General features: G+C 71.3%; 18 protein-coding genes. 15 read left to right on the forward strand and 3 right to left on the reverse strand.

Features of this window, described 5'->3' with window-relative positions:
- Positions 1 to 139: 139 nt before the first annotated feature.
- Positions 140 to 1,906, reverse strand: a complete 1,767-nt coding sequence (locus tag ACFV8T_RS19905; protein ID WP_385329040.1) for a dolichyl-phosphate-mannose--protein mannosyltransferase — start codon at positions 1,904 to 1,906, stop codon at positions 140 to 142.
- A 215-nt stretch (positions 1,907 to 2,121) separates the two neighbouring features.
- Between ACFV8T_RS19905 and rsmI the strand changes: the two genes are divergently transcribed.
- The 14 genes from rsmI (at position 2,122) to galK (ending at position 20,647) form a co-directional block, all read left to right on the forward strand.
- On the forward strand, positions 2,122 to 3,009 hold the full coding sequence (gene rsmI / locus ACFV8T_RS19910) for a 16S rRNA (cytidine(1402)-2'-O)-methyltransferase (RefSeq protein ID WP_385329042.1): 888 nt from the start codon (positions 2,122 to 2,124) through the stop codon (positions 3,007 to 3,009).
- A gap of 180 nt (positions 3,010 to 3,189) precedes the next feature.
- The gene (locus ACFV8T_RS19915) at positions 3,190 to 3,561 is read left to right on the forward strand and encodes a hypothetical protein (RefSeq protein ID WP_385329044.1); all 372 of its coding nucleotides are present in this window, start codon (positions 3,190 to 3,192) and stop codon (positions 3,559 to 3,561) included.
- Positions 3,562 to 3,618: 57 nt separating this feature from the next.
- Positions 3,619 to 4,485 (forward strand): TatD family hydrolase, encoded by an 867-nt coding sequence (locus ACFV8T_RS19920; protein WP_385329045.1) that lies wholly within the window; start codon positions 3,619 to 3,621, stop codon positions 4,483 to 4,485.
- 47 nt (positions 4,486 to 4,532) lie between these two features.
- Complete coding sequence (rsmA, locus tag ACFV8T_RS19925; protein WP_385329046.1) at positions 4,533 to 5,408, forward strand: 16S rRNA (adenine(1518)-N(6)/adenine(1519)-N(6))-dimethyltransferase RsmA; 876 nt, start codon at positions 4,533 to 4,535, stop codon at positions 5,406 to 5,408.
- Positions 5,405 to 6,298: a 4-(cytidine 5'-diphospho)-2-C-methyl-D-erythritol kinase gene (locus ACFV8T_RS19930; RefSeq protein ID WP_385329048.1), complete on the forward strand. Its 894-nt coding sequence runs from the start codon at positions 5,405 to 5,407 to the stop codon at positions 6,296 to 6,298. The genes rsmA and ACFV8T_RS19930 overlap by 4 nt, the downstream gene beginning before the upstream one ends.
- Positions 6,299 to 6,399: 101 nt before the next feature.
- Complete coding sequence (locus tag ACFV8T_RS19935) at positions 6,400 to 8,217, forward strand: ABC-F family ATP-binding cassette domain-containing protein (RefSeq protein ID WP_385329049.1); 1,818 nt, start codon at positions 6,400 to 6,402, stop codon at positions 8,215 to 8,217.
- A gap of 60 nt (positions 8,218 to 8,277) precedes the next feature.
- Positions 8,278 to 9,978, forward strand: a complete 1,701-nt coding sequence (locus ACFV8T_RS19940; protein ID WP_385329051.1) for a PQQ-binding-like beta-propeller repeat protein — start codon at positions 8,278 to 8,280, stop codon at positions 9,976 to 9,978.
- Between the two features lie 279 nt (positions 9,979 to 10,257).
- Positions 10,258 to 12,030 (forward strand): PQQ-binding-like beta-propeller repeat protein, encoded by a 1,773-nt coding sequence (locus ACFV8T_RS19945; protein ID WP_385329053.1) that lies wholly within the window; start codon positions 10,258 to 10,260, stop codon positions 12,028 to 12,030.
- A gap of 247 nt (positions 12,031 to 12,277) precedes the next feature.
- Positions 12,278 to 14,122 carry a PQQ-binding-like beta-propeller repeat protein gene (locus ACFV8T_RS19950; RefSeq protein WP_385329055.1) on the forward strand — a complete coding sequence of 615 codons (1,845 nt, stop codon included), beginning with the start codon at positions 12,278 to 12,280 and terminating at the stop codon, positions 14,120 to 14,122.
- A 133-nt stretch (positions 14,123 to 14,255) separates the two neighbouring features.
- Positions 14,256 to 16,154, forward strand: a complete 1,899-nt coding sequence (locus tag ACFV8T_RS19955) for a PQQ-binding-like beta-propeller repeat protein (protein WP_385329056.1) — start codon at positions 14,256 to 14,258, stop codon at positions 16,152 to 16,154.
- A 312-nt stretch (positions 16,155 to 16,466) separates the two neighbouring features.
- On the forward strand, positions 16,467 to 17,168 hold the full coding sequence (locus ACFV8T_RS19960) for a LuxR C-terminal-related transcriptional regulator (RefSeq protein WP_385329058.1): 702 nt from the start codon (positions 16,467 to 16,469) through the stop codon (positions 17,166 to 17,168).
- Between the two features lie 235 nt (positions 17,169 to 17,403).
- A complete protein-coding gene (galT, locus tag ACFV8T_RS19965) occupies positions 17,404 to 18,447 on the forward strand; it encodes a galactose-1-phosphate uridylyltransferase (RefSeq protein ID WP_385329060.1) in 1,044 nt (347 codons plus the stop codon).
- Complete coding sequence (gene galE, locus ACFV8T_RS19970) at positions 18,444 to 19,424, forward strand: UDP-glucose 4-epimerase GalE (protein WP_385329061.1); 981 nt, start codon at positions 18,444 to 18,446, stop codon at positions 19,422 to 19,424. Before galT ends, galE begins: the two co-directional genes overlap by 4 nt.
- A complete protein-coding gene (galK, locus tag ACFV8T_RS19975; RefSeq protein WP_385329063.1) occupies positions 19,421 to 20,647 on the forward strand; it encodes a galactokinase in 1,227 nt (408 codons plus the stop codon). Before galE ends, galK begins: the two co-directional genes overlap by 4 nt.
- Here galK and ACFV8T_RS19980 read toward each other — a convergent pair.
- Positions 20,622 to 21,065 (reverse strand): GNAT family N-acetyltransferase, encoded by a 444-nt coding sequence (locus ACFV8T_RS19980; RefSeq protein ID WP_385329065.1) that lies wholly within the window; start codon positions 21,063 to 21,065, stop codon positions 20,622 to 20,624. The two genes, galK and ACFV8T_RS19980, sit on opposite strands and share 26 nt — an antisense overlap.
- A gap of 268 nt (positions 21,066 to 21,333) precedes the next feature.
- Between ACFV8T_RS19980 and ACFV8T_RS19985 the strand changes: the two genes are divergently transcribed.
- Positions 21,334 to 22,134: a LuxR C-terminal-related transcriptional regulator gene (locus tag ACFV8T_RS19985; protein WP_385329066.1), complete on the forward strand. Its 801-nt coding sequence runs from the start codon at positions 21,334 to 21,336 to the stop codon at positions 22,132 to 22,134.
- Here the strand turns inward: ACFV8T_RS19985 and ACFV8T_RS19990 are convergent.
- Entirely contained in the window at positions 22,093 to 22,590 is a 498-nt protein-coding gene (locus tag ACFV8T_RS19990) for a MarR family winged helix-turn-helix transcriptional regulator (RefSeq protein ID WP_385329068.1), read from the reverse strand. The two genes, ACFV8T_RS19985 and ACFV8T_RS19990, sit on opposite strands and share 42 nt — an antisense overlap.
- Positions 22,591 to 22,619 lie beyond the last annotated feature (29 nt).

Raw genomic sequence — 22,619 nt, forward strand, 5'->3', positions numbered from 1 at the left:
GAGGAGGGCCCTTGGTTCCAGGGGGGGTGCATGGGAGAAAACCCAGGAACACCGGGGACGGCCGAAAACTGTAGGGGGCCCGTGGTAAACGTCTGGTCCCCCTCGACGGTTCTGCCCGGCATGATCCAGACGAAAGACCCTAGATCCAGGTGTCCAGCCACATCCGGTCCCGCCACGACCCGTCCGGGATCGGCGTGCCCGTGTAGATCGGCCAGAAATAGATGAAGTTCCAGATGATCAGCAGGACCAGGACGCCCGCTGCAATCGCGCCCAGCGTCCGCCGGCGCTCGCCCGAGGGATCGCCGGTCATCAGGCCCAGCTCCTGTTTCGGCCCGGTCCCGGCCGCCGGGCCCAGCATCGCGCCGATCATCATCGTCACCGCGAGACACAGGAACGGCACGAACACGACCGCGTAGAAGAGGAAGATCGTCCGCTCCTGGTAGAGGAACCAGGGCAGCCAGCCCGCCGCCACACCGCAGACGATCGCACCCGCCCGCCAGTCGCGCCGGAAGAACCACCGCCACAGCACGTACACCAGGGCGAAGCACGCCGCCCACCACAGCAGCGGCGTCCCGATCGCCAGTACCTCGCGCGCGCACTTGCCGGTCTCCGACGCCTTGCAGCCCGGCTGCTCCTTCCAGAAGTACGAGACGGGCCGGCCGAGCACGATCCAGCTCCAGGGATTGGACTGGTAGGTGTGGCCGGACGTCAGGTTCACATGGAATTCGTAGACCTGGTACTCGTAGTGCCACAGGCTGCGCAGCCAGTCCGGCAGCCATGTCCAGTTGCCGCCCCGGCCGTCGGTCTGCGCCCAGTTCCGGTAGTAGCCCTTGCCGGTGACGATCCAGCCGGTCCAGGAGACGAGATACGTGAGGATCGCGACCGGGACCGTCGAGACGAACGCGGGCAGCAGATCCCGCTTCAGCACCGCCAGGTACGGACGGACCGCACCCGCGGTCCGGCGCGCGCCCACATCCCACAGCACCGTCATCAGGCCGAAGCCGACCATGATGTACAGGCCGTTCCACTTGGTGGCGAAGGCCAGCCCCAGCATCAGGCCCGCGGTGATCCGCCAGGGACGCCAGCCGAGCCGCAGGTGCTCCGCGACCCCCGCGTCGGGGCGCAGCACCCCCTCCGCGTCGACCGGCAGCGCCGCGGCGAGTCTGCGCCGCGCCCAGTCGCGGTCGATCAGCAGCGCGCCGAACGCCGCCAGCACGAAGAACATCAGCACCAGGTCGAGCAGCGCGGTGCGGCTCATCACGAAATGCAGACCGTCGACGGCGAGCAGGGTGCCCGCCAGACAGCCCAGGAACGTCGAGCGGAACAGCCGCCGCCCGATCCGGCACAGCATCAGCACCGACAGCGTGCCGAGCACCGCCACCATGAACCGCCAGCCGAACGGCGTGAACCCGAAGAAGTGCTCACCGAGCCCGATGATCCACTTGCCGACCGGCGGGTGCACCACATAGCCCGGGTCCACCGGGACGTGCACCTTCGACGGGTCTTCGAGGATCAGCTTGTCGATGTCCTTGGGCCAGTCGCCCTCGTACCCCTGGTTGATCAGGGCCCAGGAGTCCTTGGCGTAGTACGTCTCGTCGAATATCAGCGCGTGCGGGCTGCCCAGCTTCCAGAACCGCAGCACCCCGGCGACCAGCGCCACCAGCAGCGGCCCGCCCCAGGCCGACCACCGCACCAGGCGCTCGGCCATCGGCGGGGGGATCCCGAGCACCGCCCACAGCTGGGCGCCGGGCCTGGTGAACGGCGGGACAAGCCGCTCGCGCAGCCCGATCCCGGGCCGGGGCGAATGGCCGAAGCGGCGCAGCCGCTGCTGCCAGGAGGCCGGTTCTTCGCCGTGCGGTTCCCCGGCGTCTTGGCCCGGTCGGGCTTCGGGCGCAGTACTCGTCACCGCGCCATCGTAGGGAACGCTTCTGTGCGGGTGCCCTTCCCGGCAGGTCCCGCCCCGTCGCGCCGCCCCGCACGCACGCTCGCGTCGTTGGCCGAAAGCCCTGGTGGCGCCGCTACCAGGGCCCTCGGCCGCCTTGCGATCACACGCACCGGACGACGCTCCTTCCGGCAAGCGTCGCCGGTCACGGCACCAGCGCCGTCGCCCGTGCTGGGAGGATGGCTCCTGTGACTGGAACGACTGGAACGCTGGTACTCGCAGGAACCCCCATCGGCGATGTGGCGGACGCCCCGCCACGCCTCGCCGCCGAACTGGAGACGGCGGACGTCGTCGCCGCCGAGGACACCCGGCGGCTGCGCCGCCTCACTCAGGCGCTCGGCATCCACACCACGGGGCGGGTCGTCTCCTACTTCGAGGGCAACGAGTCGGCCCGTACGCCCGAACTCGTCGAGGCGCTGACCGGCGGCGCCCGCGTCCTGCTGGTCACGGACGCCGGCATGCCGTCCGTCTCCGACCCCGGCTACCGGCTCGTGGCCGCCGCCGTGGAGAAGGACATCAAGGTCACCGCGGTCCCCGGCCCGTCCGCCGTGCTGACGGCGCTCGCCCTGTCCGCGCTGCCCGTCGACCGCTTCTGCTTCGAGGGCTTCCTGCCCCGCAAGGCGGGCGAACGGCTCGGCCGGCTGCGCGAGGTCGCCGACGAGCGCCGGACCATGGTCTTCTTCGAGGCCCCGCACCGGCTCGACGACACCCTCGCCGCGATGGCCGAGGTCTTCGGCGCCGACCGCAGGGCCGCCGTGTGCCGGGAGCTGACCAAGACGTACGAGGAAGTGAAGCGCGGCCCGCTGGGCGAGCTGGCGGTCTGGGCGGCCGAAGGAGTACGCGGCGAGATCACCGTCGTCGTCGAGGGCGCGGCCGAATCCGGGCCCGAGGAACTGGACGCCGAGGAGCTGGTACGCCGGGTGCGGGTGCGCGAGGAGGCGGGGGAGCGACGCAAGGAGGCCATCGCCGCCGTCGCCGCCGACGCGGGGCTGCCCAAGCGCGAAGTGTTCGACGCGGTCGTCGCGGCAAAGAATGCGGCGCGAACCGTACCCGCGAAGGGCAAATGACCATCGTAAAAAGCAAAGCGAGAGCCGCGCAACGAGCCTTTCTGTCACGAGAACGCCAAAAGCGCTCCAACAGTCGACAGGACCCGATGCGTTCCTGCCAGTAAAGGCGTCCACTGGTCCAGGGACGCAATCTCCGGGGCGCTTGCCCGGAGTGCCTGTCCGGCGGACAAAGGAGCGGGCATGAGCGACATCGCAGCAACCACCGCGCACGAGGCATACGCCTTCGCTTGCATGAGGTGCGGACACGGCTGGGAGCAGGCCTACGAGATAGAGCACCACGTCGACGGTTCCAACAAGGCCTTCGTCATATACAAGGCGGACGGGGAGCGGGTTCCCTCCCCCTTGTCCCGGCCCAGCTGCGCGAACTGCGGCGCACACGTGGTCCGGATCATGCGGTCCGGCCGGGTCTCGACCGTCCAGCAGCTGCTCCACAACAACCCCCGGCCGGCACGGCCGGCGAACCAGGGCGACGAGGCCGTGGCCGCCGCACCCGCGGGCACCGGACACCACTGGCACCTGTCCGATCTGCTGCACCCCTTCCACCGGAAGTAGGCCCACCGGCTCCACCGCGAGCGGGGCCCACCGGCGCGTCCTCGTACGATCGTCGTCATGAGCCGTACCGAAGCCCCGCCGCTGCCCGAACCCCTCCGGGTACCGGTCGCCGATTCGCACACCCACCTGGACATGCAGGACGCGACCGTCGAGGAAGGCCTGGCCAGGGCCGCGGCGGTCAATGTGACCACCGTGATCCAGGTGGGGTGCGACGTGGCCGGCTCGCGCTGGGCCGCCGAGACGGCCGCCGCACACGCGAACGTGCACGCGGCGGTCGCCCTGCACCCCAACGAGGCACCGCGCATCGTGCACGGCGACCCCGACGGCACCTCGCGCCAGGGGGCGCGCGAAGCGGGCGGACAGGTGGCGCTGCACGAGGCGCTCGCGGAGATCGACGCGCTGGCCGCGCTCGACCACGTACGGGGCGTCGGCGAGACCGGACTGGACTACTTCCGTACGGGCCCCGAGGGCATGGCCGCCCAGGAGGAGTCCTTCCGGGCCCACATCGAGATCGCCAAACGGCACGGCAAGGCGCTGGTCATCCACGATCGCGAGGCGCACGCGGACGTGCTGCGCGTCCTCGCCGACGCGGGCGCCCCCGAACGGACCGTGTTCCACTGCTACTCCGGCGACGCCGACATGGCCCGGATCTGCGCGGACGCCGGGTACTTCATGTCCTTCGCGGGCAATGTCACCTTCAAGAACGCCCAGCCGCTGCGGGACGCCCTGGCCGTCGCCCCGACGGAGCTGGTCCTGGTCGAGACGGACGCGCCGTTCCTGACGCCCGCCCCGTACCGCGGCCGGCCCAACGCGCCGTATCTCATCCCGGTCACGCTCCGTGCGATGGCCGAGGTGAAGGGGGTCGACGAGGACACCATGGCGGCGGCAATCGCGGACAACACGGCACGGGCCTTCGACTACTGAGCGGCAGGGCGGCGGGCGCGAACCGCGAGGCGCCTTACGCTTTACAGGTGAGCACCACTGAGCCCGATGCCCTCCTGGGCCCCGCAGACATCCGCGAGCTGGCCGCCGCGCTGGGCGTACGCCCGACCAAGCAGCGCGGTCAGAACTTCGTCATCGACGCCAATACGGTCCGCCGGATCGTGCGGACGGCGGAAGTCCGCCCGGACGACGTCGTCGTCGAAGTCGGTCCGGGGCTCGGCTCGTTGACCCTGGCGCTGCTGGAGGCGGCGGACCGGGTCGTCGCCGTCGAGATCGACGACGTGCTGGCGGGCGCGCTGCCGTCCACCGTCGCCGCCCGGCTGCCGGGGCGCGCCGACCGGTTCGCCCTGGTGCACTCCGACGCGATGCTGGTCCGGGAGCTGCCCGGCCCGGCGCCCACCGCGCTGGTCGCGAACCTGCCGTACAACGTCGCCGTGCCGGTCCTGCTGACCATGCTGGAGCGCTTCCCGTCCATCGAGCGCACCCTCGTCATGGTCCAGGCCGAGGTCGCCGACCGGCTGGCCGCGCGGCCGGGCAACAAGGTCTACGGCGTGCCGTCCGTGAAGGCCAACTGGTACGCGGACGTCAAGCGGGCCGGCTCCATCGGCCGCAACGTCTTCTGGCCCGCCCCGAACGTCGACTCCGGTCTGGTGTCCCTGGTCCGGCGCACGGAGCCGATCGCGACGAGCGCGAGCAGGGCCGAGGTCTTCGCGGTCGTCGACGCGGCCTTCGCCCAGCGCCGCAAGACGCTGCGGGCGGCCCTGGCCGGCTGGGCGGGCTCCGCCCCCGCCGCCGAGGCGGCCCTGGTCGCCGCCGGGATCTCGCCGCAGGCCCGCGGCGAGGCGCTGACGGTCGAGGAGTTCGCCGCCATCGCCGAGAACAAGCCCACCGGGAGTGGCGAGTGAGCGTCACCGTCCGGGTACCCGCCAAGGTCAACGTCCAGCTCGCGGTCGGCGCCCCGCGCCCCGACGGCTTCCACGACCTGGCCAATGTCTTCCTCGCCGTCGGCCTGTACGACGAGGTCACCGTCACCCCCGCCGACGAGCTGCGCATCACCTGCTCCGGCCCGGACGCCGCCCAGGTCCCGCTGGACGCGACGAACCTCGCCGCCCGCGCCGCCATCGCGCTGGCCGAGCGGCACGGCATCGCGCCCGATGTGCACATCCACATCGCCAAGGACATCCCCGTCGCGGGCGGCATGGCGGGCGGCAGCGCCGACGGCGCGGCCGCGCTGCTGGCCTGCGACGCCCTCTGGTCCACCGGCGCCACCCGGGACGAGCTGCTCGCCATCTGCGCGGAACTGGGCAGCGACGTCCCGTTCAGCCTGGTCGGCGGCGCCGCCCTCGGCACCGGACGCGGCGAGCGGCTGACCCCGGTCGACGTCGGCTCCACCTTCCACTGGGTCTTCGCGGTCGCCGACGGCGGGCTCTCCACCCCGGCCGTCTACGGCGAGTTCGACCGGCTGACGGCGGGCACCGACGTCCCCGTACCGGAAGCCTCCCCGGCGCTCCTCGACGCCCTGCGCGCCGGCGACCCCGCCGCGCTCGCCGAGGCGCTCTCCAACGACCTCCAGCCCGCCGCGCTCTCCCTGCGCCCCTCGCTCGCCGACACCCTCGCCGCGGGCACCGCGGCCGGTGCCCTGGCCGCCCTGGTCTCGGGCTCCGGGCCGACCACCGCGTTCCTGGTGGCGGACGCGGAGTCGGCGCAGAAGGTGGCCGAGGCCCTGCTCACCTCGGGCACCTGCCGGAACGCGCGGGCCGCGGTGTCCCCGGCACCGGGCGCGGCCGTCGTCTGACCGCGCCTGCCACCACGGAGGGGCGGCAAGGGCGAGCGGGCATCGCACCGCCGCCGCCCCGTACCCTGGGAAGCCGATCGATCCCCCCGGGCAGGAGTGAAATGGCCGTCAATCTGGTCAATGTCGAGCAGGTCAGCAAGGTGTACGGCACCCGTGCCCTGCTCGACGGTGTGTCCCTCGGGGTGTCCGAGGGAGACCGGATCGGTGTCGTGGGCCGCAACGGCGACGGCAAGACGACGCTCATCCGGATGCTCGCCCGGCTGGAGGAGGCGGACAGCGGACGCGTCACCCACAACGGCGGGCTGCGGCTCGGCGTCCTCACCCAGCACGACTCGCTCGATCCGCAGGCGACCATCCGCCACGAGGTGATCGGCGACCTCGCCGACCACGAGTGGGCGGGCAGCGCCAAGATCCGCGACGTTCTCACCGGGCTCTTCGGCGGGCTCGCCCTGCCGGGCTTCGAGCACGGCCTGGACACCGTCATCGCCCCGCTCTCCGGCGGCGAGCGGCGCCGGATCGCGCTGGCCAAGCTGCTCATCGCCGAGCAGGACCTGATCGTCCTCGACGAGCCCACCAACCACCTCGACGTCGAGGGCATCTCCTGGCTGGCCGGACATCTGCGCGCCCGCCGCTCCGCACTCGTCTGCGTCACCCACGACCGCTGGTTCCTCGACCAGGTCTGCACGCGCATGTGGGACGTCCAGCGCGGCACGGTCCACGAGTACGAGGGCGGCTACAGCGACTACGTCTTCGCACGGGCCGAGCGGGAGCGGATCGCCGCGACCGAGGAGTCCAAGCGGCAGAACCTGATGCGCAAGGAGCTGGCCTGGCTGCGCCGCGGCGCCCCCGCCCGCACCTCCAAGCCGCGCTACCGCATCGAGGCGGCCAACGAACTGATCGCCGACGTGCCGCCGCCGCGCGACACCAGCGAGCTGATGAAGTTCGCCAACGCCCGGCTCGGCAAGACCGTCTTCGACCTGGAGGACGTGACCGTCCAGGCGGGCCCCAAGACGCTGCTCACCCACCTCACCTGGCAGCTCGGCCCCGGTGACCGGATCGGCCTGGTCGGGGTCAACGGCGCGGGCAAGACTTCGCTGCTGCGGGCGCTCGCCGAGGCGGCCCGCACCCAGGGCGACGCACAGCCCGCCGCCGGGAAGGTCGTCGTCGGCAAGACCGTCAGGCTGGCCTACCTCTCCCAGGAGGTCCACGAGCTGAACCCGAACCTGCGGGTGCTCGAAGCGGTGCAGCAGGTACGGGACCGGGTCGACCTCGGCAAGGGCCGCGAGATGACCGCGGGCCAGCTCTGCGAGCAGTTCGGCTTCTCGAAGGAGAAGCAGTGGACCCCGGTCGGCGACCTCTCGGGCGGTGAGCGGCGCCGGCTCCAGATCCTGCGCCTGCTGATGGACGAGCCGAACGTCCTCTTCCTCGACGAGCCCACCAACGACCTCGACATCGAGACCCTGACCCAGCTGGAGGACCTCCTCGACGGCTGGCCCGGATCGATGATCGTGATCTCCCACGACCGGTTCTTCATCGAGCGGACCACGGACCGGGTGATGGCGCTGCTCGGCGACCGCACGCTGCGGATGCTGCCGCGCGGGATCGACGAGTACCTGGAGCGCAGGCAGCGGATGGAGGAGGCGGCCACGCCCTCCGCCGCACCCGCGGCGGCCAAGGAGAAGGCCGCGCCGACCGCGGCGGTCTCCCCGCAGGCGGCCCGTGCGGCGAAGAAGGAGCTCCAGAAGGTCGAGCGGCAGCTCGACAAGATGTCGACCCGGGAGACCACGCTGCACGCACAGATCGCGGAGCACGCCACGGACTTCGAGAAGGTGGCCGAGCTCGACGCGGAGCTGCGTGAACTGGTCGCCGAGCGGGACGAGTTGGAGATGCGCTGGCTGGAACTGGCCGAGGACGCCTGATCGCTACGGTGCGTCAGGTGTGACCGTTGGGGCTCGTGGGGCGGGTGATAGAAAGGAACCTTGCCCGGCGCAGAAGCCGGAACGGTCCGCACGAAGGGGGACGTGCTGGTGACCCAGCCGCCCGGCCAGCAACCGCCGCAGGGGGGCTTCGGGGCTCCGTACGAGCCGCAACCCGGCCAGTACGGGCAGCCCCCGCAGTCGTACGGGCAGCAGGCGCCGGGGGGTTACGGCGGGCCCGGATACGGCTATCCGCAGCCACAACCGCAGCCGCAGCCACACCCGCAGCCTCCCGGCGGGCCCGGTCGTGGCGGGCGTTTCAAGGGGAAGCCCGCGGTTGTGGTCGCCGCCGTGCTTGCCGGCTGCCTGATCGTGGGCGGCGGCGTCTGGTTCGCCACGAGCAAGGGCGACGGCGACCGCGAGAAGAAGCCCGTCGCCGGGCGGCCGAGCTCCTCGCCCCCCGCCGATGAGGGCAAGGGCGAGGGCAAGGGCAAGGGCAAGGCGGTCGTGGACCGCGACACCGCCGAGAAGCTCAACGCCGGGCGCAAGTCCGGCGAGGCGAAGGTCCTCTGGATCCAGAAGAACGGTGTCGACCTGCCCCGCAACGGCTCCGACGCATACGGTCCCTGGATCGTCGGGGACATCGTGGTCAAGGCCATGTACCGGACGGTGTCCGGCTATTCGGCCGTGGACGGTACGCGGAAGTGGAGTCTGCGTCTGCCGTCCGACGTCTGCGCCGCCCCCACGCAGCCGACCGCCGACGGCAAGATCGTGATCGGGATCGGGCGCGGCACCGCGAGCGACGCGCCCTGCGAAAGCCTTCAGATGATCGACCTCGCCTCGGGGAAGGCGGGCTGGCGCACGTCGTACGAGCGGCCGGGTCTCTGGGACGGGCTCTCCGACGTGGCGATGGCGATCAACGGAGACGTTCTGACCGTGGGACGGACCAGCCGGACGGACGCCTTCCGGGTCAGTGACGGCAAGGCACTGTGGGGCAAACTGCCGGGCAACTGCCAGCCGTTCGGCTTCGCGAGCGGCCCGCTGGGGATCGCCGCGGCCAGCTGCCAGACCGAGGCCGACGACCACAAGGAACAGCTGGTGGAGCGGATCGACCCGGTCAGCGGGAAGGTCCGGTGGACGTACAAGGTCAAGAAGGGCTGGCAGGTCGACCAGTTCTACTCGCTCAGTCCACTGGTCGTCTCCCTGAGGAAAGGGGAGAAGAACTGGGCCATCGCGGTGCTCAACTCCGACGGCACGTACCGGTCCCAGCTGGCAGGCGGCACCGACGACTACGAGACGCGGTGCGGCAGTGACCTGCTCACCCGGGGCAAGAACGTCGACAACTGCCTGGGGGTCGCGGCGGACGCGAACACCTTCTACATGGCGACGAAGCCCGAGTACGTCGGCTCCGACATGACCAACGCGGTCGTCGCCTTCGATCTGGGCACCGGCAAGTCCAAGTGGAAGGTCGCGGCACCTGCCGGGCAGACCCTGATGCCGATGCGGATGGAGGGCGGCAAGGTGCTGATCTACATGGGCGCGACCAAGGGCAAGGGGGGCGGCATCATGTCGCTCGCCCCGACGGGCGGCACCCTCCAGCCGGTCCTGCGGCATCCGGCGTCGGCGGCCGAGGTGGAGCGTGGCTTCTCCACTCCCCGGGTCGCCTACGTGAACGGGCGCTCCCTGCTCATGCATGCCTTCGTCAGCGGAGTCACCGACGAGGAGGAGATCGCGATGAAGACCATGATCTCTTTCGGCGGCTGACCGACTGATTGGCCGGCTGACCGGTGGTCAGGTCCGGTCGGGTGTAACGGGGGCATCACGGGGCTGTTCTCCGTTGGGGACAGGGTGCGGACCGACCCCGTGCCCGAGGTCTTGCGGGTGGTACAAAGAAGCCCCGCTCGACAGTCGTGACACCGCGGGATCCATGCCCGATCCGCTCCTTCCCATGGAGCCCAGGGGGTTTGCCCGCCCCTTTCCGACTCCGTGGGATCGCGGGGGAGAACGGACCGGGCACCGGACCGCACGAAGGGGGACGTGCTGATGACCCAGCCGCCCGGCCAGCAACCGCCGCAGGGAGGCTTCGGGGCTCCGTACGATCCCCCGTCGGGTCCGTACGGGACCCAGCCACCCGGTCAGGCCGCGGGTCCGTACGGCACCCCCGCGCAGCCGGGCCCGTACGGCACGCAGCCGCCCGGCCCGTACGGCGCGCCACCGCAGCCCGGTCCGTACGCTGCACCCACGCAGCCCGGCCCGTACGGCGCGCCACCGCAGCCGGGTCCGTACCATGCGCCGACCCAGCCCGGCCCGTACGGCATGCAGCCGCAGCCCGGTCCCGCGGGAAGCGGTGGCGGCGGATTCTTCCGGGGCGGGCGCGGGAAGGTCGTCGGTGCCGTGCTCGCGGTGGCGCTGCTGGCGGGCGGTGGCGTCTGGCTGGCCACGAGCGGCGACGACGGGACGCAGCCCACGGCGAAGAAGAGCACCGCCCCCGGGCCGGGCCCTTCGCCCACCGGCGACGGCAAGTCCAAGGGCACGGACAAGAAGAAGGACCAGGGGCCGCGCGATCTCCGCCCGGAGGTCGACGGGATCAACGCCAAGCGCAAGCCGGGCGAGGCGAAGGTCCTCTGGCTCCAGGAGGGCGGCGTCGACCTGCCGCGCAGCGGCTCGGACGTGTACGGCCCCTGGTTCGTCGGCGACACCGTCGTCAAGGCGATGTTCCACACCGTCTCCGGCTATTCGGTCGCCGACGGCAGCCAGAAGTGGAGCCTGCGCCTGCCGTCCGCCATGTGCGCGGCCCCCTCGCAGGCCACCGCCGACGGCAAGATCGTCCTAGGGATCGAGACCGGTCACGGCGACCAGGCGCTCTGCAACGGGCTCCAGATGGTCGACCTCACGACCGGCAAGGCCGGCTGGCACCGGACGTACAAGCGGCAGGGCGCCTGGGACCTGCTCTCCGACCCCGCGATGGCGATCAACGGCGACACCGTGACCGTCGGGCGCAAGACCAGGACGGATGCCTTCCGGGTCGGCGACGGCAAGGTGCTCTTCGGGAAACTGCCGGGCAACTGCCAGCCGTTCGGCTTCGCGAGCGGCCCCGTGGCGGTCGCCGCGGCCAGCTGCCAGACGGCGGCCGACGACCACAAGGAACAGCTGGTGGAGCGGATCGACCCCGCGACCGGCAAGGTCCAGTGGACGTACAAGGTCAAGAAGGGCTGGGAGGTCGCGCAGTTCTACTCGGTCAGCCCGCTGGTCGTGTCGCTGAAGAAGGGGCAGGACTGGGCCATCATCATGCTCAACGCGGACGGTACCTACCGCTCCCAACTGGTCGGCGGCACCGAGAACTACAAGACGCAGTGCGACACCGACGTCGTGTCCGTCGGCAAGAACCTCGACAACTGCCTCGGGGTGGCGGCCGACGACAGGACGGTCTACCTGGCGACCAAGCCCGACGAGTCCGACCCCGCCCCCACCAACAAGGTCGTCGCCTTCGATCTGGCCAGCGGTCAAACCAAGTGGAAGGCCGCGGCCCCCGCCGGGCAGATCCTGATGCCGATGCGGGTGGAGGGCGGCAAGGTGCTGATGTACCTGTCGCCGGCGAAGAACAAGGGCGGCGGCATCGCGTCCCTCCCGCCGACCGGCGGCACACCGCAGATGCTGCTGAGGCACCCGGCCTCGGGGGCGGAGGCCGAACGCGATCTCTTCGAAACCCGGGTCGCCTACCTGAACGGCCGCTCCCTCCTTCTGAGCACGAGCATCACCGGGATCGAGGACGGGGACGAGATACGGGCGAAGTCGATGGCGGCCTTCGGCAGCTGACGGACAATGAGGCGTAACGGAGGCATCACGGGGCGGTTCTCCCTTGGGAACAGGGGGCGGACCGACCCGGTGCCCGAGGACTTGCGGGTGGTACAAAGAAGCCCCGCTCGACTGACGTAACGCCGCGGGATCCATGCCTGATTCGCTCCTTTCCGGGAAGTTCAGGGGGGTTTCGCCCCCGTGGTGCTCCGCGGAATCGCGGGGGAGAACGGACCGGGCACCGGACCGCACGAAGGGGGACGTGCTGATGACCCAGCCGCCCAGCCAGGAACCGCCGCAGGGAGGCTTCGGCGCGCCGCAGGAGCCGCCGCCGGGAAGTCCTCAGCCGCCCCAGGGCCCGCCGCAGACCCCGCCGCCCGCCCAGCCGGGCTACGGCTACCCGCAGGCACCCGCTCAGCCTCCGGGCCAGGCCCCCGGCTACGGCTACCCGCAGCAGCCGGCCCAGCAGCCGGGCCCGTACGCCCAGCAGCCGGGCCCGTACGCCCAGCAGCCCGGCCCCTATGCCCAGCAGCCGGGTCCGTACGGGCAGCAGCAGCCGGGTCCGTACGGGCAGCAGCAGCCGGGTCCGTACGGGCAGCAGCCCGGTTACGGCTACCCGCAGCAGCAGTACCCCGGCGCACCGGCCCCCGTCGGTCCGGGCGGTGGCGGCTCCTCCAAGCGCAAGCCCGCGATCATCATCGGCGCCGCAGCCGCCGCGCTCCTGGTGATCGGTGGCGGCATCTTCGTCGCCACGAGCGGGGGCGACGACGACAAGAAGCCGATCGCGAAGGAGAGCGGGGACGCCAAGCCGAGCACCTCGCCCTCCGTCAACGAGGGCAACGGCAACGGCGACGGCGAGGGCCGCGGCGCCGACGGCGACCTCAACGCCGGGCGCAAGTCCGGCGAGGCGAAGGTCCTCTGGCTGCAGAAGAACGACATCGACCTGCCGCGCAACGGCGCCGATGTGTACGGCCCCTGGGTGATTGGCGACACGATCGTCAAGGGCATGTACCGCTCGGTCTCCGGCTACTCCGTGGCCGACGGCAAGCAGAAGTGGACCCTCACGCTGCCCGCCGATCTGTGTGCGGCGCCCTCGCAGCCCGCGGCCGACGGCAAGATCGTCATCGGGGTCAAGAACGGCACCACCGACAAGGCGGACTGCGCGGATCTCCAGATGATCGACCTGAACACCGGCAAGGCCGGCTGGAAGAAGGCGATCAAGCAGAACGGCACCTGGGACTTCCTTTCGGACATCTCGCTGGCCATCAGCGGCGACACCGTGACGGTCGGGCGCACCGGGAACTCCAACGCCTACCGGGTCAGCGACGGCAAGGAACTGTTCGGCAAGCCGTCGGGCATCTGCCAGCCGTTCGCCTTCGCCGGCGGGTCCAAGCTCATCGCCGCCTCCAGCTGCCGCACCAGCAACTCCGAAACTCCGCAGCAACAGCTCCAGGAGCTCGACCCGGTCACGGGCAAGCCCCGGTGGACGTACCGGCCCAAGCGCGGCTGGGAGATCGACCGGGTCTACTCGGTGAACCCGCTGGTGGTCTCGCTGAAGAAGGACAAGCAGTGGAGCATCCTCTCGCTGAAGCAGAATGGATCCTTCCGCTCCGGCATCGTCAGCGACAAGGGCGACAGGTTCGCACCGGACTGCGGCAGCAGTTTCGCCATCTTCGGCAAGTCCCTCGACGGCTGCACCGGAGTCGCCGCCGACGCCAACACCTTCTACATGTCGACCTCGCCGGACTCCAGCGGTGTCGCGCGTACGAACAAGGTCGTGGCGTTCGACCTGAACACCGGCAAGCCCAAGTGGAAGGCCGCGGCCCCGGCCGAGCGCACGGTGAAGCCGCTGCGCATGGAGGGCGGCAACGTGCTGCTCTACGTGGAGGCCGGCTACGAGAAGGGCGGCGGCATCGCCACCCTCGCACCGACCGGCGGCACCCCGCAGATGCTGCTGAAGCACCCCGCGTCGACGGCCGAGATCGAGAACGACTTCTACAGCTCGAAGATCGTCTACGCGGGCGGCCGCTCCTTCATCGCGAGTGGCCGGGTCAGCGCCAGGAACGACAAGGAAGAGCTGGAGACGAAGACCATGATGGCCTTCGGCAACTGACGGCTCACGAAGCCTTTCGGCGGCAGCTCCCGGCCGTCGGAGCCCCACGGCTCACGACCGGCGGCGGCCGGAGTACAACCGACCGCCGCCGGTCCCGTCCCACCGACTCCCTTTCCCCAGAGGTACGTACGCCATGACGCAGCCGCCCCAGCCGCCCAACGATCCGCCCCAGGGCGGATTCGGCGCCCCGCAGGATCCCCCGCCGGATGGATTCGGCGCCCCGACCCCGCCGCCCGCCGACCCGTTCGGCAAGCAGCCGGCCCCCCCGCCCGCAGGCGGATTCGGTGCCCCGACCCCGCCGCCCGCCGCCGCCCAGCCGCCCGCCGGGGGCCCGCACCAGCCGGGCCCCGGTTACGGCTACCCGCAGGGCCAGCAGCCGGGCTACGGCTACCCGCAGGGCCAGCCCCCGCAGCCCGGTTACGGCTACCCGCAGGCACCCGTGCCCGGCCAGCCGCAGCAGGGTTACGGATTCCCGCAGGGCATGCCGCCCGGCCAGCCGCCGCAGCAGGGGTACGGCTACCCGACCACGCCGATGCAGCAGCCCCCGCAGCCGCCGCAGCCGAACGGGAACGGCAAGAAGCTTTCCACCCAGATGCAGATCATCGTCGCCGCCTCGGTCGCCGTGGTGCTGATCGTCGTCGGCGGCATCTGGTACTCCTCCGGCAGCGGTGACGACGACAAGAAGGACAAGGCGTCCCAGTCCAGCGGCTCCACCGAGGGCAAGAGCGGCGAGAACAAGGGCGCCGCCGCCGATGGCCCCGGCAAGGAGAAGGCACCCGCGGACCCCAAGTCCAAGGTCGCCTTCCAGCTGCCGCTGCCGAAGGTCACCGACATCACCAAGGTCGACGGTTCCTGGCTGACCGACAAGGCGTACGTGAAGACCGGTCTCAACGAGATCGTCGCCTACGACCTGGCCAAGGGCACCAAGCTCTGGTCCATCCCGCTCGCGGGCCAGGTCTGTGCCGCCTCGCGGCACATGTCCAAGGATTACAAGACCGCCATCGCCTTCGAGCAGAGCAAGCCGACCAAGGCGACCAAGTACCCGCCGTGCAACCAGGTCGGCGCGATCGACCTGAGCACCGGCAAGCTGATGTGGAGCAAGTCGGTGACCGCCGCCACCAGCGGTGACGCGGCGGTCAGGTTCGAAGAGGTCACGCTCAGCGGTACCACGGTCGCCGCAGGCGGATCCGAGGGCGGCGCCGCCTTCGACCTGAACACCGGCGCCGAGCGCTGGAAGCCCAAGGCCACCACCGACGGCTGCTCCGACAGGGGATACGGCGGCGGCGAAGCACTCGCGGTGGTCCGCAAGTGCGGTTCGTACGACGACCCGCAGCTTGTCATCCAGGCGCTGAACCCCACCACCGGGGCCCCGATCTCCTCGTACAAGATGCCGCCCGGTGTCGACTACGCGAGCATCGTCTCCACCAAGCCGCTGGTCGTCGCGGCCGATGTCGGTGACACCGCCGGTGACGGCAGCGGCATTTCGGACTTCTTCTCCATCGACGCCTCCACCGGCAAGCTGCTCACCCGGATCGCGGCGGACGGCGAGAAGTACGCCGCGCGCTGCGCCTCCACCAAGGTCGAGAGCTGCAGCCAGCTGGCCGTGGGCAACAACCGGATCTACGTGCCGACCGAGGACCACGAGGGCACCGGCGAGTACGGCGACACCAACGAGATCGTCTCCTTCGACCTCACCACCGGCAAGCCGACCAGCGACCGGGCCGACGCGGGCGACCGCTACACGATGTTCCCGATCCGCATGGACGGCGGCAACATCATCGCGTACCGGGTCCCCCCGTACGACAAGGGTGGCCAGGTCGTCTCCATCGACGGCGCCACGTTCAAGCAGACGGTGCTGATGGAGAACCCGAGCGACGAGTCCATCCGTGACGCGGAGACCAGCTTCACGCCGGACTACTCCGAGTTCCGCTACAACGACGGGCACCTGTATCTGTCCAGCACGATGGTCAGCAAGCCGAGCGGCTCGCTGGACGCGAGCCGCCGCCTGGTGGTCAGCTTCAGCAGGGACTAGCAGCAGGGCGCATGCGCGCGGGGGTGGTGTCCGTTCGTCGGGCACCACCCCCGCGCACGTTCGGGAGCAGATGCGGGCCGGTCCTTTTCGCCCGCAGGGGTCCCCCGGGAAGCGATCCGTAATGGTCGGCAGGCCGATGACAACGGTGACCAGTCGGACATGGCGCACCATCAACCGGTCTTGAACGCACGCCGATTCGGCGTTCTGGAGCCTTTTGGCCGGTAAGACGCCCCTGGCGTCGAACAAGCGTGTAGCTTGCCGGGTCAGGAAGGCCGGGGGGACCGGTGTGCCGGTGCTACGGGGGTGTGCTCGATGGGCGTGCGGCTCATGGTGGTCGATGATCACAGACTGCTCGCCGAGGCGCTCGCCTCGGCGCTGAAGCTGCGGGGCCATCGCGTCCTCGCGGCGGCCGCGCCGACTTCGGGGGCGGCGGAACTGGTGGTCAGCAGGGCCCCGGAGGTCTGCCTGTTCGGCACCGCGGCACCCGCCGAACCCGGCGCCTTCGACCCGATCGTACGGATCCGCCGCGAGCGCCCGCAGGTGGCCGTCGTGGTGCTCGGACCGGTGCCCAGCCCGCGCGGGATCGCGGCGGCGTTCGCCGCGGGGGCCGCGGGATACGTACGCCACGATGAGCGCATGGAGGGCGTCGAACGGGCGATGGTCAAGGCGCGGGCCGGCGAGGCGGCGGTGGCGCCGCAACTCCTCCAGGGCGCCTTCGCCGAACTGCTCAATCCCGCCGCGGCGCCGGACGACGAGGGGCAGCGGCTGCTGCAGATGCTCACCCCGCGCGAGGTCGAGGTCCTGGTGCGGGTCGCCGAGGGGGAGGACACCCGGCTGATCGCGGCCGGGATGCGGATCGCGCCGAGCACCGCGCGTACGCATGTGCAGCGGGTGCTGATGAAGCTGGGCGTCGGCTCCCGTCTGGAGGCCGCGGCACTCGCGGCCCGCACGGGACTGCTGGACCGCGCGGCACCGGTCGGCCGGTCGGACCGGCCGGACCGGTCGAACCGCTGAGTCGCGCCCCGCCCCGCTCGCCCGGCCTTCTCCGCGCCACGCACAGCCATCCGCGCAGACCCGTCCACGCTCTTCAGCCATCCACGCACGCCCATCCACGCACGCCCATCCACGCACAGCCATCCACGCACGCCCGAATACCGGACCGCTGGCCCGTGCCATCCGGCGTGGGCCACTCATTGACGCCTTTGTTGAGTTGTGGTTCATTGTGTTTGGTTATGTTTGGAGGAACCTGGTGAAGAAGACGGTTACGACGCTCGCCGACGGCCGGGAGCTGCTCTACTACGACGGCCGCGACGATGTCGTGCGCGACGCCGTCGACCGGCGCCCCCTCGACGCCGTATCGACCTCGTCCGAGATCCGTCGTGACCCGTTCCTCGGCGACGGCGTCGCCATCGCCTCGCACCGCCAGGGCCGCATCTACCACCCGCCGGCCGACGAGTGCCCGCTCTGCCCCTCGCGGGACGGCCGGCAGAGCGAGATCCCCGAGGCCGACTACGACGTCGCCGTCTTCGAGAACCGCTTCCCCTCGCTCGCCGGTGACTCCGGCCGCTGCGAGGTCGTCTGCTTCACCTCCGACCACGACGCGTCCTTCGCCGACCTCACCGAGGACCAGGCCGCCCTGGTCCTGGAGGCATGGACCGACCGCACCGCCGAACTCGCCGAACTCCCGCAGGTCAAGCAGGTGTTCTGCTTCGAGAACCGGGGCGCCGAGATCGGTGTCACGCTCGGCCACCCGCACGGCCAGATCTACGCGTACCCCTTCGTCACCCCGCGCACCGAGCTGATGTTCCGCTCGATGGCGGCCCACCGCGTCGAGACCGGCGGCAATCTCTTCGACGACGTGGTGGCCCGCGAGGAGGCGGACGGCTCCCGGATCGTCATCGACGGCGAGCACTGGGTCGCCTTCGTGCCCTACGCCGCGCACTGGCCGTACGAGGTCCACCTCCACCCGCGCCGCCGCGTCCCCGACCTGCGGGAACTCGACGAGGGCGCGCGCACGGAGTTCCCACAGGTCTATCTGGAACTCTTGAGGCGATTCGACCGGATCTTCGGCCCCGGCGAGCCGCCGACCCCGTACATCTCGGCCTGGCACCAGGCCCCGTTCGGTGTCCCCGGACGGGAGGACTTCGGGCTCCATCTGGAGCTTTTCACCATCCGACGTACCTCCGGCAAGCTGAAGTTCCTCGCGGGTTCCGAATCCGGCATGAACGTGTTCATCAACGATGTGCCGCCGGAGGCCGCGGCCCAGCGACTGCGAGAGGTAGCGAGCGAGTGAGCAAGCCCCAGAAGAAGTACCTGGTCACGGGCGGCGCGGGATATGTCGGCAGCGTGGTCGCCCAGCACCTGCTGGAGGCCGGGCACGCGGTCACCGTTCTCGACGACCTCTCGACCGGGTTCCGGGAGGGCGTCCCGGCCGGGGCCGAGTTCATCGAGGGCCGCGTCCAGGACGCGGCGAAGTGGCTGGACCCCTCCTACGACGGGGTGCTGCACTTCGCCGCGTACTCCCAGGTCGGCGAGTCCGTCACGGACCCGGAGAAGTACTGGGTGAACAACGTCGGCGGGTCCCTCGCGCTGCTCGCCGCGATGCGGGACGCCGGAGTGCGCACCCTGGTCTTCTCCTCCACCGCCGCCACCTACGGCGAACCCGTCACCACCCCCATCACCGAGTCCGACGCGACCGCGCCCACCAACCCCTACGGCGCCACCAAACTCGCCGTCGACCACATGATCACCGGTGAGGCGGCCGCGCACGGACTGGCCGCGGTCTCGCTGCGCTACTTCAACGTGGCGGGCGCGTACGGCAGTTGCGGGGAGCGGCACAGCCCCGAGTCGCACCTCATCCCGCTGGTCCTCCAGGTCGCTCTCGGCCGACGCGAGTCGATCTCCGTGTACGGCGAGGACTACCCGACCCCCGACGGCACCTGCGTCCGCGACTACATCCATGTCGCCGACCTCGCCGAGGCCCACCTGCTGGCCCTGGACGCGGCCACCGCGGGCGAGCACCTGATCTGCAACCTCGGCAACGGCAACGGCTTCTCGGTGCGCGAGGTCATCGAGACCGTCCGCGAGGTCACCGGCCACCCCGTCCCGGAGACCGCGGCCCCCCGCCGCGCCGGTGACCCCGCCGTGCTGGTCGCCTCCGCCGCCACCGCCAGGGAGCGGCTCGGCTGGTCGCCGTCCCGCGCCGACCTGACCGGAATCGTCACCGACGCCTGGACGTTCGCCCGCCGAGAGGAGCCCACCGCCCCATGACCGAGAACAGTGAGCCGACCGCCTCCCTCACCGAGCCGACCGCCTCCCTCACCGAGCTGACCACCTCCTTCACCGAGTTGTACGGGCGTGCGCCCGAAGGGATCTGGGCGGCCCCCGGACGGGTCAACCTGATCGGTGAGTACACCGACTTCAACGACGGCTTCGTGATGCCGCTCGCCCTGCCGCACACCGCACGCGCGGCCGTCGCCCGCCGCACCGACGGCGAACTGCGGCTCCACTCGACCGACGTACCCGGCGGCGTCGTCCGGCTCCGGATCGACGAACTGGCCCCGAACCAGGGGCACGGCTGGGCGGCGTACCCGGCCGGGGTCGTCTGGGCGCTGCGCGAGGCCGGCCATCCGGTCACCGGGGCGGACATCCAGCTCACCTCCACCGTCCCCACCGGCGCGGGCCTGTCCTCCTCCGCCGCGCTGGAGGTCGTCACCGCGCTCGCCCTGAACGACCTCTTCGGATTCGGGCTCTCCGCATCGGAGCTGGCGGTTCTCGGCCAGCGCGCCGAGAACGCCTTCGTCGGCGTGCCGTGCGGGGTCATGGACCAGATGGCCTCCGCCTGCTGCACCGAGGGCCACGCCCTCCACCTGGACACCCGCGACCTCACCCGGCGCCAGGTCCCCTTCGACCTGGCCGCGAGCGGACTGCGGCTGCTCGTGGTCGACACCCAGGTCAAGCACGCGCTGGGCGACGGCGCGTACGCGGAGCGGCGGGCCGGCTGCGAGGCGGGCGCGGCGGCGCTCGGCGTACGGACGCTGCGCGAGGTGCCGTACGACGGCCTCGGCGCGGCCCTGGACACCCTGGCCATGGCCGACGTCGACGAGTCCGTGGTGCGCTACGTACGCCATGTGGTCAGCGACAACCAGCGGGTGGAGCAGGTCATCGCGCTGCTCGACGCGGGTGACGTGCGGGCCGTGGGCCCGGTCCTCGACGCGGGGCACGCCTCACTCCGCGACGATCTGCGGGTCTCCTGCCCGGAGCTGGACCTGGTGGTGTCGGCGGCCGGCGAGGCCGGGGCGCTCGGTGCCCGGATGACCGGCGGCGGCTTCGGCGGCTCGGCGATCGTGCTGGTGGCGGAGGAGCAGGCGGACACGGTCTCCAAGTCCGTGCTGGAGGCGTTCGCCGCGGCGGGTCACGCGACGCCGCGGATCTTCCCGGCCGTGCCCTCGGCGGGTGCCCGCCGGCTCAGCCGAGCTCCTTCGTCAGGGTGAACTCGGTGACCCCGGGCGGGTAGTTCTCGACCCGCCCGCTCACCTCGTAGCCCCGTTCCCGGTAGAAGTCCGGCGCCTGGAAACCCCAGGTCTCCAGCCGGGAGCGGGTGCAGGCCCGGTCCGCCCCGGCCACCCGCTCCGCCTCCGCGAGCAGCAGCGAGCCCAGGCCCCGGCCGCGGTGGCGGGCATCGACCCAGAGCTGGTCCACATGGAGCCAGTACGCCCAGGTGCGGCCGGTCAGCCCACCGGCGACGGCGCCCTCGATGTCCAGCGCCCATACCTCCAGCGGGAGTTCCCGCCCGGCGGGGCCGGTGCGCAGCGCGCGCAGCTCCGGGGAGCCGGCCGTGTTGTCGTCACGCAGCCGCCGGCCCAGCAAGGTACGCCGCCCTTTGTCCACTTCTGTCTCAAGACGAAACATGGACCACACCTTAGAACCGCCCGGAGCCGGTCAGTTCTGCGAATCGCCTTCCGCCACGGCCCGCCGGCCTTACCCTGATGCACAGCACCGGTGGGGGCCGGTGCTGATTCAGGGGTACGAGACAGTCGGGTGCGGCGCCCGGGGCGGGTGGCGGTCGGGACACGGCGGCGGCCGTGGAACCATGATCCATCTCCCCGATCCGGGCGTCGTACCCGCGCTGATCGATCCCTTTCGGCGGGCCCGGGGGTGGCCCGGGAACAGACGCGGCATGGGGGTGCCTGTGGTTCGTATCCGGGTTCTCGTGGTGGACGACCACCGTATTTTCGCCGAGTCGCTCGCAGCGGCACTGGCGGCCGAGCCGGACGTAGAGGTGGCGGCGGCGGGCAGCGGCCCGGCCGCGCTGCGGTGCCTGGAGCGGGCCGCCGCCGAGGGGCGCGGCTACGACGTGATGCTGGTCGATGCGGAACTGGGCATCCTGGGCACGGCGGGAGACCGCCGGGCACCGGTCCCGGTCCCCGCCGACGGGGAGAACACCCCGGTGGACGGCATCTCCCTGGTGGCCGGGGTCCGTTCGGGCCGGCCGTCCGTGCGCACGGTGGTGCTCGCCGAGAAGGACGACCCGCGCCGGGCCGCGCTGGCACTGCAGGCCGGTGCCTTCGGCTGGGTCGCCAAGGACTGCTCCCTGCAACGGCTGCTCACGGTCATCCGCGGGGTGCTGCGGGACGAGACACATCTGCCCCCGGCGCTGCTCACCGGCGTGCTGCGGGAGCTGACCTCGGCGCGCAAGCACCGCACCGAGAGCGAGCAGCTGGTCGAGTCCCTGACCCCGCGCGAACGCGAGGTGCTGCGCTGCATGGTCGCGGGCCTGGGCCGCAAGGCGGTGGCCGAGCGGCTCTTCCTCTCCCCGCACACGGTCCGTACCCATATGCAGAACGTGCTGGGGAAGCTGGGCGTGCACTCCACCCTGGCCGCGGTCGCCCTGGCCCGACGCGCGGGCGTCGGCCCGGCCGATCCGGCCGGACAGGCCCTAGCCGGGAATGTTGTCGAACGGGGCGGTCAACTGGCGTAGCAGTCCGGCCAGTTCGCCCCGCTGCTGGGTGGAGAGCTCGCTCAGAATGGCGCGCTCCTGGGCGAGCAGTCCGGCCAGTGACTGGTCGGCCTTGTCGCGGCCCTCGGCGGTGAGCCGGACGAGCACGCCACGGCGGTCGCTGGGGTCGGGGAGGCGCTCGACGAGGTTCTTCTTGGTCAGCCGGTCGATGCGGTTGGTCATCGTGCCGGAGGTGACCAGGGTCTGGGTGAGGAGCTGGCCGGGGGAGAGCTGGTAAGGGGCGCCGGCGCGACGCAGGGACGTCAGTACGTCGAACTCCCAGGGCTCCAGATTGTGCTCGGCGAAGGCGATCCGGCGGGCCCGGTCCAGATGGCGGGCCAGGCGGGAGACGCGGCTGAGCACCTCGAGTGGTTCCACGTCGAGGTCGGGGCGCTCGCGGCGCCATGCAGCGACCAGTCGGTCGACCTCGTCCTCCATGTGGATCAGTGTAGAGGGTCTGTCGACAT

Origin of the sequence: Streptomyces sp. NPDC059832 (assembly GCF_042731715.1) — a bacterium.
GTDB lineage: Bacteria > Actinomycetota > Actinomycetes > Streptomycetales > Streptomycetaceae > Streptomyces.

Coding starts and splice junctions, on each gene's coding strand:
- ACFV8T_RS19955 (WP_385329056.1), top strand. CDS start 14,256: ATGACGCAGCCGCCCCAGCCGCCCAACGATCCGCCCCAGGGCGGATTC.
- ACFV8T_RS19915 (WP_385329044.1), top strand. CDS start 3,190: ATGAGCGACATCGCAGCAACCACCGCGCACGAGGCATACGCCTTCGCT.
- ACFV8T_RS19985 (WP_385329066.1), top strand. CDS start 21,334: ATGGGGGTGCCTGTGGTTCGTATCCGGGTTCTCGTGGTGGACGACCAC.
- ACFV8T_RS19990 (WP_385329068.1), bottom strand. CDS start 22,590: ATGGAGGACGAGGTCGACCGACTGGTCGCTGCATGGCGCCGCGAGCGC.
- rsmI (WP_385329042.1), top strand. CDS start 2,122: ATGGCTCCTGTGACTGGAACGACTGGAACGCTGGTACTCGCAGGAACC.
- ACFV8T_RS19980 (WP_385329065.1), bottom strand. CDS start 21,065: ATGTTTCGTCTTGAGACAGAAGTGGACAAAGGGCGGCGTACCTTGCTG.
- ACFV8T_RS19960 (WP_385329058.1), top strand. CDS start 16,467: ATGGGCGTGCGGCTCATGGTGGTCGATGATCACAGACTGCTCGCCGAG.
- ACFV8T_RS19945 (WP_385329053.1), top strand. CDS start 10,258: ATGACCCAGCCGCCCGGCCAGCAACCGCCGCAGGGAGGCTTCGGGGCT.
- ACFV8T_RS19920 (WP_385329045.1), top strand. CDS start 3,619: ATGAGCCGTACCGAAGCCCCGCCGCTGCCCGAACCCCTCCGGGTACCG.
- ACFV8T_RS19935 (WP_385329049.1), top strand. CDS start 6,400: ATGGCCGTCAATCTGGTCAATGTCGAGCAGGTCAGCAAGGTGTACGGC.
- ACFV8T_RS19950 (WP_385329055.1), top strand. CDS start 12,278: ATGACCCAGCCGCCCAGCCAGGAACCGCCGCAGGGAGGCTTCGGCGCG.
- galK (WP_385329063.1), top strand. CDS start 19,421: ATGACCGAGAACAGTGAGCCGACCGCCTCCCTCACCGAGCCGACCGCC.